Origin of the sequence: Sedimentitalea xiamensis, assembly GCF_030164465.1 — a bacterium.
Classification (GTDB): Bacteria; Pseudomonadota; Alphaproteobacteria; order Rhodobacterales; family Rhodobacteraceae; genus Sedimentitalea; species Sedimentitalea xiamensis.
Genome location: NZ_JASNJE010000002.1, coordinates 254,487 through 269,265, shown reverse-complemented (window position 1 = coordinate 269,265; position 14,779 = coordinate 254,487). Strand labels below are relative to the sequence as shown.

The 14,779-nt window shown below is 64.3% G+C and carries 11 protein-coding genes; 3 read left to right on the top strand and 8 right to left on the bottom strand.

The features are described from left to right. Positions 1-102: 102 nt before the first annotated feature. From QO034_RS02980 to acs, 4 genes are all read right to left on the bottom strand, one after another. Positions 103-1,890, bottom strand: coding sequence for a sodium:solute symporter family protein (locus QO034_RS02980; protein WP_284484014.1), 1,788 nt, complete (start codon positions 1,888-1,890; stop codon positions 103-105). A gap of 12 nt (positions 1,891-1,902) precedes the next feature. Next, a complete protein-coding gene (locus QO034_RS02975) occupies positions 1,903-2,187 on the bottom strand; it encodes a DUF4212 domain-containing protein (RefSeq protein ID WP_284484013.1) in 285 nt (94 codons plus the stop codon). A gap of 71 nt (positions 2,188-2,258) precedes the next feature. Next, a complete protein-coding gene (locus tag QO034_RS02970; protein ID WP_284484012.1) occupies positions 2,259-2,942 on the bottom strand; it encodes an adenylate kinase in 684 nt (227 codons plus the stop codon). A gap of 7 nt (positions 2,943-2,949) precedes the next feature. Next, entirely contained in the window at positions 2,950-4,920 is a 1,971-nt protein-coding gene (gene acs, locus QO034_RS02965; protein WP_284484011.1) for an acetate--CoA ligase, read from the bottom strand. A gap of 516 nt (positions 4,921-5,436) precedes the next feature. On the opposite strand from acs, the gene QO034_RS02960 reads away from it, so the two are divergent. The 3 genes from QO034_RS02960 (at position 5,437) to QO034_RS02950 (ending at position 8,564) form a co-directional block, all read left to right on the top strand. Continuing rightward, entirely contained in the window at positions 5,437-6,453 is a 1,017-nt protein-coding gene (locus tag QO034_RS02960) for a C4-dicarboxylate TRAP transporter substrate-binding protein (RefSeq protein ID WP_284484010.1), read from the top strand. 81 nt (positions 6,454-6,534) lie between these two features. Beyond that, the gene (locus tag QO034_RS02955; protein WP_284484009.1) at positions 6,535-7,164 is read left to right on the top strand and encodes a TRAP transporter small permease subunit; all 630 of its coding nucleotides are present in this window, start codon (positions 6,535-6,537) and stop codon (positions 7,162-7,164) included. Next, entirely contained in the window at positions 7,164-8,564 is a 1,401-nt protein-coding gene (locus QO034_RS02950) for a TRAP transporter large permease (protein WP_284484008.1), read from the top strand. Before QO034_RS02955 ends, QO034_RS02950 begins: the two co-directional genes overlap by 1 nt. A gap of 3 nt (positions 8,565-8,567) precedes the next feature. On the opposite strand, the gene QO034_RS02945 is transcribed toward QO034_RS02950, so the two are convergent. The 4 genes from QO034_RS02945 to QO034_RS02930 form a co-directional block, all read right to left on the bottom strand. Next, positions 8,568-10,772, bottom strand: coding sequence for a hybrid sensor histidine kinase/response regulator (locus tag QO034_RS02945; protein WP_284484007.1), 2,205 nt, complete (start codon positions 10,770-10,772; stop codon positions 8,568-8,570). Positions 10,773-10,775: 3 nt separating this feature from the next. After that, positions 10,776-11,945 (bottom strand): FIST N-terminal domain-containing protein, encoded by a 1,170-nt coding sequence (locus QO034_RS02940; RefSeq protein WP_284484006.1) that lies wholly within the window; start codon positions 11,943-11,945, stop codon positions 10,776-10,778. 41 nt (positions 11,946-11,986) lie between these two features. Next, positions 11,987-12,676, bottom strand: a complete 690-nt coding sequence (locus QO034_RS02935; protein WP_407696713.1) for a response regulator transcription factor — start codon at positions 12,674-12,676, stop codon at positions 11,987-11,989. Between the two features lie 128 nt (positions 12,677-12,804). Next, on the bottom strand, positions 12,805-14,568 hold the full coding sequence (locus QO034_RS02930; protein WP_284484004.1) for a PQQ-dependent methanol/ethanol family dehydrogenase: 1,764 nt from the start codon (positions 14,566-14,568) through the stop codon (positions 12,805-12,807). Positions 14,569-14,779 lie beyond the last annotated feature (211 nt).

Genomic DNA, 14,779 nt, shown 5'->3' with positions numbered 1-14,779 from the left:
CTCCCGCCCCCCCGCCCCCCCCGCCCCCCCCCCGGCCGGGGGGGGGGGGGGGGGGGGGCGGGGGGGGGGGGGGGGGGGGGGCCCCCCCCCCCCGCGACGGGGTCAGTGGTCCGCTGCCGCGGCGCCTGCGCCGCGCGGCACGCGGACGCTTTCCACCAGTTCGACGATGTCCTGCGGAACCGGCTTGGTCATGCCCGACACCACATAGGCGACGGCGAAGTTAATGGCCGCGCCGACCGCGCCGAACGAGGTCGACTTGATCGTGCCCAGCAGCGGATCGGCATCGCTGAAGCTGTTGGTGTCAGGGATGAAGAACCAGCCCTTGTGCAGGAAGATGTAGACCAGCGTGACGACCAGGCCGGCCAGCATGCCCGCCACGGCGCCCGCATTGTTCACCTTCTTGGAGAAGATGCCCATCATCAGGGCCGGGAAGATCGACGCCGCCGCCAAGCCGAAGGCCAGGGCCACCGTCTGGGCCGCGAAGCCCGGCGGGTTGAGACCCAGGTAGGTGGCCACGACGATGGCGATGGCCATGGCGATCCGCGCCGACAGGAGTTCGCCCTTTTCCGAGATGTTCGGGGCGAACCGGCCCTTGATCAGGTCGTGGGACACGGCGGAGGAAATCGCCAGCAGCAGACCCGCCGCGGTGGACAGCGCCGCCGCCAGACCGCCCGCAGCCACCAGACCGATGACCCAGGCGGGCAGGTTGGCGATTTCCGGGTTGGCCAGAACCAGGATGTCCTGGTTGAAGTTGGTCAGCTCGTTGCCGGCCCAGCCGTTTTCCGCCGCCTTTGTCTGCATGGCTTCGGACTTGTCGTTGTAGTACTGGATCTTGCCGTCGCCGTTCTTGTCTTCCCAGCCGAGAAGCCCAGTTTTCTGCCAGGTTTCCATCCAGTTATACCGCGGATCGCTGTCGATCTGTTCGAGCGAAACCGCCTCTGCATCGGTGCCATTGGGCCAGAACATGTCGGTGATGTTCAGGCGCGCCATCGCGCCCACAGCCGGGGCCGTCAGGTAGAGCAGCGCGATGAAGACCAGCGCCCAGCCGGCGGACCAGCGGGCGTCCGCCACGCGCGGCACGGTGAAGAAGCGCATGATGACGTGCGGCAGACCGGCGGTGCCGATCATCAGCGACAGCGTGAACAGCATCATGTTGAACGTGTCACCGTTGTGCGCCGTGTACTCATTGAACCCGAGTTCGGCCACCAGGGCATCCAGTTTCGCCAGCAGCGGTTCGCCCGTGGCGGCATAGTCGCCAAACAGCCCCAATGCCGGGATCGGGTTGCCGGTCAGTTGCAGCGAAATGAACACGGCCGGGATCGTGTAGGCCAGGATCAGAACGCAGTATTGCGCGACCTGGGTGTAGGTCACGCCCTTCATGCCGCCGAACACCGCGTAGGCGAAGACGATCACGGCGCCGATCAGCAGGCCGGCGGTGTTGGAGATTTCCAGGAACCGGCCGAAGGCCACGCCGACGCCGGTCATCTGGCCGATCACGTAGGTGGTCGAGGCGATGATCAGGCAGATCACGGCCACCAGACGTGCCGTCGGCGAATAGAAGCGGTCGCCGATGAATTCCGACACGGTGAACTTGCCGAACTTGCGCAGGTAGGGCGCGAGCAGCAGCGCCAGCAGCACGTAGCCGCCGGTCCAGCCCATCAGGTAGGTGGAGTTGTCATAGCCGGTAAAGGCAATGAGGCCGGCCATCGAGATGAAGGAGGCGGCCGACATCCAGTCCGCCGCGGTGGCCATGCCGTTTGTGACCGGGTGAACGCCGCGCCCGGCGGCGTAGAATTCCGACGTGGACCCGGCGCGGGCCCAGATCGCGATGCCGATGTAGAGCGCGAAACTCGCGCCCACGAACATCAGGTTGATGGTAAACTGATCCATGTTTCTCCGCCCTTATTCCTCTTCGACGCCGTATTGCGCGTCGAGTTTGTTCATCCGCCAGGCGTAGTTGAAGATCAGCAGCAGAAACACCAGGATCGAGCCTTGCTGGGCGAACCAGAAGCCGAGATCGGTGCCGCCGACGCTGATGCCGGACAGCATCGGGCGCAGCAGGATGCCGAACCCGAAGGAGACCAGCGCCCATACGACGAGGCTGATCAGAATGATGCGCACGTTCGCCGACCAGTAGTCCTTGTCCGACTGGGCGGTGGCCGCGGCATGAGTAGATTGGTCCGCCATGGCGGGTCCTCCTTCTTCCTCCAAAATGATGGGCGCAGCGGGTCAGGGCGGCGCCCGGTCTTGCAAGCGTGTCAGGCTGTCGCCTTTGACACGACGGCAGCCAGTTCCGCCGCGATCGCGTCGATATCGCCCATCGCATCGATGGACTTCAGGACACCCTTCTTCTTGTAATAGGCAATCAGCGGCGCGGTCTGTTCGTGATAGGCCACCAGCCGGCTGGCGACGGTTTCCGCGTTGTCGTCTGCCCGCCGTTTCATGTCGGTGCCGCCGCATTTGTCGCAGGTTCCGGCGACGGCGGGCGCCTTGAACGTGTCGTGATAGCCTTCGCCGCAGGTGCCGCAGGTGAAGCGGCCGGAGATGCGTGTGACCATCGCGGCGTCGTCGACCTCGAGGCTGACGGCGGCGTTGATGGCCTGGCCGTTTTCGGCCAGCAGCGTGTCGAGCGCCTCGGCCTGCACCGTGGTGCGGGGGAAGCCGTCGAGGATCACGCCCCGGGCGCAGTCGGGTTCCGCCAGGCGGTCGCGCAGGATCGCGATGACGATGTCGTCGCTGACCAGTTCGCCGGCTTCCATCACCGCCTTGGCGGCCTTGCCGGCCTCGGTGCCCGCCGCGACGGCGGCGCGCAGGAGATCGCCGGTGGAAAGCTGCACCAGCCCGAATGTCTCTTCCAGCATCCGGGCCTGGGTGCCTTTGCCGGCCCCCGGAGGGCCCAGCAGGATCAGGACGGCGGGTTTCGTCAGGGTTTCCGTTGTCATGGCTCCGTTACCCCGCACGGTTGGCGATCAGGTCGTCCACGACCGACGGATCGGCCAGGGTCGAGGTGTCGCCGAGGCTGCCATAGTCGTTTTCGGCAATCTTGCGCAGGATGCGGCGCATGATCTTGCCGGACCGGGTCTTGGGCAGGCCGGGGGCCCACTGGATGACGTCGGGCGATGCGATCGGGCCGATTTCCGTGCGCACCCAGGTGCGCAGTTCCTTGACCAGATCGTCGGTCGGTTCGACGCCGTTCATCAGGGTCACGTAGCAGTAGATGCCCTGGCCCTTGATGTCGTGCGGGTATCCGACCACGGCGGCTTCGGCGACCTTGGCATGGGCGACGAGCGCGCTTTCCACTTCGGCGGTGCCCATGCGGTGGCCCGAGACGTTGATCACGTCGTCCACGCGGCCGGTGATCCAGTAATCGCCGTCGGCGTCCCGCTTGCAGCCGTCACCGGCGAAGTAATAGCCCTTGTAGTCGCCGAAATAGGTCTTTTCGAACCGTTCATGATCGCCCCAGACGGTGCGCATCTGGCCCGGCCAGCTGTCCTTGAGGCAAAGCACGCCCTCGCAGGGATAGTCGTGGATTTCCTCGCCGGTATGGGGGTCGAGCACGACGGTCTGTACGCCGAAGAACGGCTTCATCGCCGAACCGGGCTTCAGCGCGTGGGCGCCGGGCAGGGGGGTCAGCAGATGGCCGCCGGTCTCGGTCTGCCACCAGGTATCGACGATCGGGCATCTTCCCTTGCCGACGACGTCGTTATACCAGTTCCAGGCTTCGGGGTTGATCGGCTCGCCGACCGTCCCGAGGATGCGCAGGGAGGAGAGATCGCATTTCTCGACGAACTGGTTGCCCTGGCCCATCAGCGCCCGCAGCGCGGTCGGCGCGGTGTAGAACTGGTTCACCTTGTGCTTTTCGCAGACCTGCCAGAAACGGCTGGCGTCCGGGTAGGTCGGCACGCCTTCGAACATCACGGTGGTCGCGCCATTGGCCAGCGGTCCATAGACGATATAGCTGTGGCCCGTGACCCAGCCCACGTCCGCGGTGCACCAGAAGATGTCGCCGTCCTTGTAGTCGAACACGTATTCATGGGTCATCGAGGCGAAGACAAGATAGCCCGCCGAGCAATGCACCACGCCCTTGGGCTGGCCGGTGGAGCCGGAAGTATAGAGAACGAACAGCGGGTCTTCGGCGTTCATTTCGACCGGCTTGGAATAATCGTCCGCTTCCAGCGACAGTTCGTTGTAGTCGAAATCGCGCCCTTCGACCCAGGTGGTCTGGCCACCGGTGCGCTTGACGACCAGGCACTTGACGCTGTCCTTGCAGTGCAGCAGCGCCGCGTCCGCGTTGGATTTCAGCGGTGTCTGGCGTCCGCCGCGCGGCGCGTAATCCGCGGTGATGACGACCTTGGCGTCGGAGCCGTTGATCCGCGCGCCCAATGCGTCCGGCGAGAACCCCGCGAAGACGATGGAATGGATCGCGCCGATCCGGGCGCAGGCGAGCATGGCATAGGCCGCTTCCGGGATCATCGGGAGATAGAGAACGACGCGGTCGCCCTTGCGCACACCCAGGTCTTCGAGGATGTTGGCCATCTTGCAGACGGCTGCGTGCAGTTCCTTGTAAGTGATATGCTTGGCGGCTTCGTTCGGATCGTCCGGTTCGAAGATGATGGCGGTCTGGTCGCCGCGGGTGGCCAGGTGGCGGTCGACGCAGTTGGCCGACACGTTCATGGTGCCGTCTTCGAACCACTTGATCGACACGTTGCCGGGTTCGAAACTGGTGTTCTTGACGATGGAATAGGGCTTGATCCAGTCGATGCGCTTGCCGTGTTCGCCCCAGAACGCTTCGGGATCGCTGATCGACGCGGCATACATCTCGTCATAGGTGGCGGCATCGATATGGGCATTGGCGACCATCTCGGCCGATGGGGGATAGACGTCCGACGCCGTCTTGTCCGATGGTGCTGTGGTGCTCATGAAAGGCTCCTCCCTCTGACTGTGTACTTTCGGCCCGGACCGGACCGGCATCGGGGAAACGAACCCCCGACGCTCCTCGGTTTGGATAATAACGTGACGTGAAAATAATGGAATAACTTACCGTAATGAAACGATTTGCTTGTAAATTTTTTTCGACAGGAGAGCTGATTTTGTAAATCCTGCTTCTCTGTTAACATTTTTTTGTTCTGACATAAGGCATTGCCTGTTAACGGAATTTCTATAGGGTTGGTCGGCGTCGTGTCAATGGAAGCTGCCGTGGCGTCATCATGCGGCTGACATCGGTGTGACATATTGTTTCGTTTCTCGGATCGGGAGGCCGGAGGGTGTCTGAACCCGCCGTTCCGGACATGCCGGCGACTCGCCGGGCGCCGCGCGCGAGTCGTCGGCGCGCGGCGGCGGGGCCGTCCGGATCGGGGGCTTGGCATCGCGGTGCGTCCGCGCTAGTTTTCCTGACAAGCGGTGCGATCAATGGCCCGCAGCAAGGGAGTGTATCATATGAACAAGATGTTGACCGGGGCCGTCGCGGCCACCGTAGCTTTGTCGTTCGTCGCGGAAGCGTCGGCCACGGAATGGAACGTTTCGGTCTGGGGCAAGCGCCGCGCCTTCACCGAGCATATCGAGAAACTGGCCGAACTGGTGAGCGAGAAGACCAATGGCGAGTTCACCATGAATGTCAGCTATGGCGGGCTGTCCAAGAACCGGGAAAACCTGGACGGCATTTCCATCGGCGCATTCGAGATGGCGCAGTTCTGCGCGGGATACCACCCGGACAAGAACCGGCTGATCACGGTTCTCGAACTGCCCTTCCTGGGCGTGTCGAACCTGAAGGAAGAAGTCGCTGTCAGCCATGCGGTCTATGCCCATCCCGCGGTTCAGGACGAGATGGCGCAATGGAACGCCAGGCTGCTGATGACCAGCCCGATGCCGCAATACAATATCGTCGGCACCGGCGAACCGCGCGACGAGCTGGCCGAATTCGAAGGCATGCGCGTCCGCGCCACCGGCGGTCTGGGCGAAGCCTTCGCGGCGGTCGGGGCGGTGCCGACCTCGGTGACATCCAGCGAAGCCTATCAGGCGATGGAATCCGGTGTCGTGGATACGGTCGCTTTCGCGCAGCATGCGCACCTGTCCTTTGGCACCATCAACCAGGCCGCATGGTGGACGGCGAACCTGAACCCCGGCACCGTCAACTGCCCGGTCGTCGTGAACATCGACGCCTATGAGGCGCTTCCGGACGCGCATCGCGAGGCGCTCGACAGTTCGGTCGACGAGGCGATCGCGCATTATCTCGCCAATTACGGCGAACTGCTCAAGAAGTGGGACAGCGTGCTCGAAGAGAAGGGCGTCGCCAAGATCGAGATCAGCGACGCGGAACTGGCGGCCTTCCGCGAAAAGGCCGCCGACCCGATCAGCAAGGCCTGGATCGCCGATATCGAGGCGCAGGGCCTGCCGGGACAGGAATTGTACGACCTGGTCGAGACAACCCTGACCGAAACCAAGGCGACCAACTGACAGGCGTCACGGCCTGAGCGCAGGAACACGTCGGGGCCGCGCCCGTTGCGCGGCCCCGAGTCATAAAAGGGGGATAGGCATATGGCGGGTTCCGCAGCGGTTCTGGAAGATTCCAGCCTGCTCAGCCGATTGGACCGGGCGCTGCTGCCGCTCGAACGGTTCTGCGCGTTGCTGAGCGGTCTGGCGATCTTTTCCCTGATGTTCCTGGCCGCCTGGTCGGTGATCGGGCGAAAGTTCTTCGGCGCGCCGATGCTGGGCTATATCGACTATATCGAGGCGGCGATGCCGATCATCGCGATCATGGGGATTTCCTATGTCCAGCGCGATGGCACCCATATCCGCATGGACATGCTGGTGGGGGCGCTGCACGGACGGGTGCTGTGGTTTTTCGAACTGGTTTCGGTGCTGCTGATCCTGGTGCTGGTCGCCGCCCTGACCTGGGGGGCGTGGGAACATTTCGACCGGTCCTTCGACTGCTCGCGCCCGCTGTGCAGCCGCGACAGTTCCATCGACATCGGATTGCCGACATGGCCCAGCAAGCTGGTCGTGCCGTTCGCCTTCGCGGTTTTGGCGCTGCGCCTGATCCTTCAGGCGGTGGGCTACAGCCGGGCGCTGATCCTGGGGCTGGAAAACCCGGTGGCGGTGCCGCTGAACCTTTCGGTCGCCGAACAGGCCCGGATCGAAGCTGACAGTCTCGCGGGGCACGACTGATGGAACCCATTGAAATCGGATTGTGGGTCAGCGCCGGGCTGCTGGTCCTGGTGCTGGCCGGGATGCGCGTCGCCTTCGCGGCGGGGCTGGCCGGTCTCGTCGGGCTGGTGCTGGTGTTCTGGGCGAAACGCGATTTCGGGGCCGAGCACTTGGGATGGGCGCTGACCGTCGGCATCAAGACTGCGGGGCAGGTGCCCCATTCCAAGGTCAGCGCGCAGGTGCTCAGCCTGATCCCGGTCTTCATCATGATCGGCTACATGGCCTATTACGCCAACCTGACCACGGCGCTGTTCGAGGCCGCCAAGCGCTGGATCGCCTGGGTGCCGGGCGGGCTGGCGGTGTCGACGGTTTTCGCGACGGCGGGGTTCGCCGCTGTGTCCGGGGCTTCTGTCGCGACGGCGGCGGTCTTTGCCCGCATCGCGATCCCCGAGATGCTGAAGATCGGCTACAACAAGCAGTTCGCCGCCGGGGTGGTGGCGGCGGGCGGGACATTGGCGTCGCTGATCCCGCCGTCGGCGATTCTCGTGATCTATGCGATCATCGTGGAACAGGATGTCGGCAAGCTGCTGCTCGCCGGGTTCATTCCCGGCATGTTCTCGGCCCTCGTCTATGCGGCACTGATTATCGGGATCGCGCTGATCTTCAAATCCGTCGGCCCGCCGGTCGGCGGTTTCACGTGGCGGCAGCGCTTTTCGGCCCTGCCGCCGGCGCTGCCCATCGTGGCGGTGGTCGTGATCATCATCTTCTTCGTCTACAACCCTTTCGGCGAAGCCTGGGGCACGCCGACCGAAGGCGGCGCTGTCGGGGCCTTCATCGTCTTCCTCATGGCGCTCTACCGCGGCATGCGCTGGTCGGAACTCAAGGCGGCGCTGCTGGAAACCGCGAAACTGACGGTGATGATCTTCACCATCATCTGGGGGGTCCTGATCTACGTGCGGTTCCTCGGGTTCGCCGAACTTCCCGCGGCTTTTGCCGACTGGATCACCTCGCTTCAGATGTCGCCGATGCTGATCCTGGTCTGCATTCTTCTGGCCTATGCGGTGCTGGGCATGTTCATGGACGCGATCGGAATGCTGCTGCTGACCCTGCCGGTGGTCTATCCGGCGGTCATGGCGCTCAACGGGGGCGAAAACGTGGCCGCCGCCGACAGCGCCTTTGGCATGTCGGGCACCATGTGCGCGATCTGGTTCGGCATCCTCGTGGTCAAGATGGCGGAGTTCTGCCTGATCACGCCGCCCATCGGACTCAATTGTTTTGTCGTGGCCGGGGTGCGGGACGACCTGACGGTGCAGGATGTGTTCAAGGGCGTAACGCCGTTCTTCATCGCCGACGGGCTGACCATCGCGATGCTGGTGGCGTTTCCGGGGATTGTCCTGTTCCTGCCAAGCCTCGCGGGTTAGCGGTCAGCGCAGCGACGCGGCGAGGAAACCGCGCAGGGCAGCGGGGTCGATCGGCTTGTGGATCAGCAGATGCCCGAGCCGGTCGCACAACTGGTCGAGACCGGTGCTGCGGTTGGCGGTGATGATGCAGGCCGGGATGTCGCCATGGACTGCGGTGACGGCCGAGATCGCGTCGATCCCCAGCCGCCCCTGTTCAAGCTGGTAGTCGGCGATGATGGCATCGGGGGCCACATCGATGTCGGCCAGCAGGCGTTCCGCTTCGTCCTGGCAGGTGCAGGGCAGAACATCCACGCCCCATTTTTCCATCGTGAGGGTCAGGGCGTTGCGCAGTTCGTCGTCATTCTCGATCAGCAGCACGATCATGTGCTGCAGCCGGTTCTGCGGGCGGTCGCGGCTGGGCCCGCCGGCGGGCTTGCCGACCGGACCCCTCGGCGCGATCGGCACTTCGACGGAAAACACCGTGCCCCGCCCGACGTCGGAAGCCAGGTGCAACGGATGGTTGAGCAGGGCGCAGGCGCGGTCCACGATGGCCAGCCCCAGACCCATGCCATCGGCGGCGCTGGCGGTGGCGTTCAGGCGCTGGAATTCGCCGAAGATCCTGTCGTGCTCGGCTTCGGCGATGCCGGGTCCGGTATCCCAGACTTCGATCCGGATGGCGTTCTTGCGCCGCCGCGCCCCGACGAGGACGCGGCCGCTGTCGGTATAGCGGATCGCGTTGGAAATCAGGTTCTGAAGGATCCGGCGCAGGTAGGTGGCGTCGCTCAGCACGTCGGCCCCGGTGCGCAGGACCCGAAGGTCCAGCCCCTTGGCGCTGGCCGTCGGCCCCAGTTCGTCGCGGAGCTGCGACAACAGAACGTCCACGGACACCGTCGAGACAAGGACGTTGGCCTGCCCGGAATCCAGTTTCGAGATGTCCAGTAGCGCGGCGAGGATGTTTTCGACGCTTTGCAGCGCATTGGCCGCCTTTGACACGATCTCGCGCGGCTGGGGCGGCAGCATGTCGCTTTCCAGCGAGGCGATGTAGAGCTTGGCGGCGGAGAGTGGTTGCAACAGGTCATGGCTTGCCGCCGCGACAAAGCGCGATTTCGACGCATTGGCGCGTTCGGCCTCGGACAGGGCATCCTCGAGATCGAGCGTGCGTTCCATCACCCGGCGTTCCAGGGTTTCGTTGGCTTCGGAAATCGCCCGGATCGCGGCGCGTTCCGCCGAGATGTCGGTGAAGCTGATGACAAAGCCGTTGTCGGGCATTTCTTGCATGAACACCGCGAGCGTGCGCTTTGAAACGTGTTCGACCTCAAACGACAGCGCCCCGCTGCGCAGCGCGCCGTTCGCCCAGTCTTCGACCAGGTCCGCCGTCGTTTCATCGAGGAACCGGAATTCGTTGCGGAACCGGTCGAAAATCGTCCGGAAACTGTTGCCGATGTTGAACCGCCCGACCGGGATCGACAGCAATTCCCCGACGCGCTGGTTCCATCCCACGAGGCGGCACATCCGGTCGAAGATGCAGACTCCCTGTTTCAGATGTTCCAGGGTGGCGCGGATCAGCAGCGCCTGGTCGTCGAGGATGCGTTCCCGTTCCTGCCGTTCCAGCCGCATGATGTCGGTGATGTCGGTTTGCAGGATGACGGTGCCGCCGTCCGGCGTGCGGTGCTCGCCGACCTGCACCCAACGGTCGCTGTCCATGCGGACATTGAAGATCACGCTGGTGTCCTTGTGCCGGTCCATCCGGCGCCTGGCCCATTGCTGCGGCGTTTCCCTGTCGGGCAGGGCGAGGTGGCTGCTGCGGCTGACCAGTTGGACATAGTCGGCGAAACGGAGTCCCGGCACCAGGCGGTCGCGGATGTCGGGCATGTGCATCCCGAACCGGCTGTTGCACATCACCATTTCCTCGTCCGGGCTGAACAGGGCGAACCCTTCCTGCACGGTTTCGATCGCGTTGGCGAGGTTGGAGCGCGCTGCCTCGGTTTCCTGATTGGCGGCGGCGAGGCGGGCGTTGCTTTCGTTCAGCAGGTCCAGCGCGCGTTCCAGGTCTCGGGTCCGGGCGCGGACCTCTTGTTCCAGCACGGCGGCGCGCTGGAACTGCGTATAGGCGGCGCCGGCGGCATCGGTGCTCTGTTCCACCCGCCCCATGAGCGCAGCCGCGATGATCGACAGTTTCTCGTTCTGCCGTTCCAGCGAATCCGCGGGGTTCACGAGCGATCCGGCCATCGGTCAGCCGTCCTCGGGCGGGTAGATCGCGACCCCCGTCAAGGTCTGGTTCACATGCATGGAGTTGAGCTGTTCGCCATAGGTGGAAAAGCCGACCACCCGGTTGCGCGCGAGAATGTCGGACAGGGCGCCGATCTTCTGTTTCTCCTGTGCTTCGAGCCGGCGCAGCAGGCAATCGCAGGCGATGATCGTGTCGGGTTCCCGCTGTTCCGACAGTTTCGCGATTTCCCGTTCCAGATGGATTTCCATGTCTTCCGGTTCGGCGAGGGTCAGGACAAGGCCGACATCGATCGCCGAAAAGAAATTGAGATTGCCGTCCGCCGTCAGTTGCTGGATCGCGCGCACGTGGTGCTGGCCGTCGATCTTGACCACGACTGGGTGCGCCGCGAAGGTGAAGGCGGTGAGCTGTTGCGGGTCCTTGCCCAGCAGCCGGGCGTATTCCAGCGCGGCGGGTTCGGCATTGATCTCGTAGACGATCCGGCGGGCCGGGTCCGCGCCGGTGACGACCATGCGCTGGTCCGTGGGGACCAGGTGGTCGGTCTTGAACACCTTGATCGGACAGCGGGTGCGGATCTGGGTCAGCACCGCCGCGTTGAGATGCGTGCGGCCGTCGTTCAGGATGAAGGTGTTGCCGAAATCGGTTCCGTCACCGGCGGAACCGCCGAACAGCGGCACCGGCCCCAGGCCGATCGAGAGATCCGACATGAACACGTCTTCCTTGACCGACATGCCGTCGATCATCAGGAAGGTGAATTCGAAATTCCAATCCGGTTTGCCGCGCGCCATGTCGTTGCGATTGTGGATCATGGTGTCGATCAGATCCTGCGCCACGTAGCTGCCGAGATCCTCGACCACAAGGGTGCGTGCAATGAAATGGCTGCGGGGCAGGCCGACGGCCAGGATCTCGCCTTCGGCATAGCCGCGGCCGGAAATTTCGCCGGCCGTGGTGCAGCCGACGACGGTGGCGGGGGCGAACAGGCGCTTGGCCCTGGCCGCGATGGCGGCGGCGTCGGCCTGGGGGGTCACGAACAGGAACACGACTTCCAGGTCGGAGGGATCGAGCGCATCGGCCAGATCGCGGACGGGGTCGGGCGCATCGTGCAGGGCATAGGCCGAGCGCACTATTCCCGTCATGCGTGACAATGCGCCGGACAGACCATCGGACCGGCCCATCGCTTCTCCTCCCATGTTTCCCCGTGTCGATGCTACGCAGGTCAGGCGCGGTCTGACAAGACGCTTCCGAAGCTGGTTTCCTTGGCGATCAGGACCGCCTGCGTGCGGCTTTGCACCCCGAGTTTCCGCATGATCGCGGTGACATGCGCCTTGACCGTGGTTTCGGCGATCGACAGGTCGTAGGCGATCTGCTTGTTCAGCTTGCCTTCGCAGATCAGTTGCAGGATCCGCGCCTGCTGGTTGGTCAGCGACGCCAGGCGGCTGACCGCATCGTCGCCGTTCTTGGCGTCCTTGTTTTCCAGCAGGACATAGCCGGGCGGCACAAAGGTCCGGCCTTCGCGCAATGTGTCGAAGGCGTTGCGGAACACGTCGCGCTGGCTGTGCTTGGGGACGAATCCCGCGGCGCCGGCGTGGATCACCGAGCTGATCACCCGGTTGTCGGCCATCGACGAGACGATGACGATGGGGGTATCGACGGCGTTGTGCAGCCGGATCAGCCCGTCCAGACCGTTCACGTCGGGCAGGTTCAGGTCGAGCACGATGACATCGGGCGCGTCGTTGTCGCGGATCCAGTCCAGCCCGTCCTGCAGGGTCGCCGCGGTGCTGATGTCGCGAATCCCGGCGACCGCCTGAAGGGTCATCGACAGGGCGTCGCAGAACAGGGGATGATCGTCGACGATCAGGGCCGACCGAAACGAGTTGGACTGGGACTGTCTGTTGGACATGCGCATGTGCCGGCTACCGTGTTGATTGCATTGAGTCTAGCAAAACGAACCCGGAGGCACACTTGGCGAAAGGTCGTAGAACCGAAAACGCGCACCCCGAGGGATGCGCGCCGGTTTTCGGGATCGGGCCGCGGTCAGTTGGCGGCCATCTGCCTGGGCAGCTTGAAGGTCCAGAGCATGCCGCCCTGGTTCAGATAGTTGACCTTCTTGGCGACTTCGCCGCCCCAGAGCGGAACCGCGCCGCCCCAGCCCGAGATGACCGAGACATACTGCTCGCCGTCCTGTTCCCAGGTGATCGGCTGGCCGACGATGCCGGAGCCGGTCTGGAAGGACCACAGTTCGTCGCCAGTCTCATCGTCAAAGGCGATGAAGCGGCCTTCGGGCGTTCCGGTGAACACAAGCCCGCCCGCGGTCGCCATGACGCCGGCCCAGAGCGGGGCTTCGTTCTTGTATTCCCACTTGATTTCGCCGGTGTCCGGGTCCATCGCCTTCAGGCTGCCGATGTGGTCCTCATACATCGGCTTGATGGTGAAGCCGGACCCGAGATAGGCCGCGCCCTTCTTGTAGGTGATCGGCTCGTTCCAGATGTCCATGCCCCATTCGTTGGATGGCACGTAGAAGTTGCCGGTCTTCTGGCTGAAGGCCATCGGCATCCAGTTCTTGCCGCCCAGGAAGCCCGGCGCCGAGAACACGACCTCGCCCTTCTTGCCATCGGCCGCCGCAGAGGGATCGCCGGGGCGGTTTTCCTCGACGAAGATCGGGCGTCCGGTGTCGTCGATGCCGCTGGCCCAGGTGATGTCCTTGACGAAGGGCGCGGCGCGCACGAATGCGCCGTCCTCGCGGTTCAGGACATAGAAGAAGCCGTTGCGGTCGGCGGTGGCGTAGCGCTTGTTGCCGTCACGGTCGGTATAGGCGACGACCTCGTTCACGCCGTCATAGTCCCAGCCTTCGCGCGGGGTGGTCTGGTAGTGCCACTTGATCTCGCCGGTCTTGGGATCGATGCCGATGCGGCTGGCGGCATAGAGGTTGTCGCCCGCATTGCCTTCGGTCGGGGTGCCGGCATTGCGCAGGTGGCTGTTCCAGGGCGCCGGGTTGCCGGTTCCGAAGACCAGCGTGTCAGTGTCGGAATCATAGGATCCGCCGAGCCAGGTCGCGCCGCCGCCGGTCTTCCACATGTCGCCGGGCCAGGTCGCGTTCAGGGTGCCGGTCATGGTGCTTTCCTCGCCGTTCAGCGTGCCCATGTGGCCTTCGATAACCGGACGGGTCCAGACCAGGTCGCCGGTTTCCGCGTCGCGCGCCTGCACTTCGCCGACGATGCCGAATTCACCGCCGGAGTTGCCGGTGATGACCAGGCCGTCCACGATCAGCGGAGCGGCGGTGTAGGAATACCCGGCCTTGTAGTCGGCGATCTTCTTGCGCCAGGCCACGTCGCCGGTCTTTCGGTCCAGCGCGACGATGACCGCGTCCAGCGTGCCGAAATAGATCTTGTCCCCGTAGATCGCCGCGCCGCGGTTCACCACGTCGCAGCAGGGCAGGATGCCTTCGGGAAGCCGCGCGTCATACTGCCAGACTTCCTTGCCGGTCTCCAGGTCGATGGCATACATCCGGCTGTAGGATCCGGTGATATACATCATGCCGTCATAGACCAGCGGCTGGGTTTCCTGGCCGCGCTGCTTTTCGCCGCCCAGCGAGAAGGCCCAGGCCGGAACCAGGTTCTGCACGTTGTCCTTGTTCAGGATGTCCAGCGGGCTGTAGCGCTGAAGGTGACGCCCCATTCCATTGGTGACGACCTGCGTGGTGATCGTCTGGTCGTTGTTCAGATCTTCCTCGGTGACCTGAGCCTGCGCAACGCCTGATGCGAATATGCCCGCAGCGGCCGCGATGATAAACCGGTTCATCGGTTTCCTCCCGTTGGTGTCCAAAATCTCAGCCGGACCACCCGGCAAGGCAGGGTTTACGGCTGCGGGTATTATCAAAGGCAAAGGCCGCAGGCGAAATTGCACAAAGGTCGTAGGGGCGCACAGAGGGGGCGGTCATGCCGGTTCCGGGACCGGCCGGGAAACGGAGCTTGCGCACCGGGTCCGGATGGCCGCGCACGGTTCCGGCACC

What these genes read in the sequence shown, in the direction of transcription:
- QO034_RS02980 (WP_284484014.1), bottom strand. Translation starts at nt 1,890, where the DNA reads ATGGATCAGTTTACCATCAACCTGATGTTCGTGGGCGCGAGTTTCGCG.
- QO034_RS02945 (WP_284484007.1), bottom strand. Translation starts at nt 10,772, where the DNA reads ATGGCCGGATCGCTCGTGAACCCCGCGGATTCGCTGGAACGGCAGAAC.
- QO034_RS02955 (WP_284484009.1), top strand. Translation starts at nt 6,535, where the DNA reads ATGGCGGGTTCCGCAGCGGTTCTGGAAGATTCCAGCCTGCTCAGCCGA.
- QO034_RS02975 (WP_284484013.1), bottom strand. Translation starts at nt 2,187, where the DNA reads ATGGCGGACCAATCTACTCATGCCGCGGCCACCGCCCAGTCGGACAAG.
- QO034_RS02940 (WP_284484006.1), bottom strand. Translation starts at nt 11,945, where the DNA reads ATGGGCCGGTCCGATGGTCTGTCCGGCGCATTGTCACGCATGACGGGA.
- QO034_RS02935 (WP_407696713.1), bottom strand. Translation starts at nt 12,676, where the DNA reads ATGCGCATGTCCAACAGACAGTCCCAGTCCAACTCGTTTCGGTCGGCC.
- QO034_RS02950 (WP_284484008.1), top strand. Translation starts at nt 7,164, where the DNA reads ATGGAACCCATTGAAATCGGATTGTGGGTCAGCGCCGGGCTGCTGGTC.
- QO034_RS02970 (WP_284484012.1), bottom strand. Translation starts at nt 2,942, where the DNA reads ATGACAACGGAAACCCTGACGAAACCCGCCGTCCTGATCCTGCTGGGC.
- acs (WP_284484011.1), bottom strand. Translation starts at nt 4,920, where the DNA reads ATGAGCACCACAGCACCATCGGACAAGACGGCGTCGGACGTCTATCCC.
- QO034_RS02930 (WP_284484004.1), bottom strand. Translation starts at nt 14,568, where the DNA reads ATGAACCGGTTTATCATCGCGGCCGCTGCGGGCATATTCGCATCAGGC.
- QO034_RS02960 (WP_284484010.1), top strand. Translation starts at nt 5,437, where the DNA reads ATGAACAAGATGTTGACCGGGGCCGTCGCGGCCACCGTAGCTTTGTCG.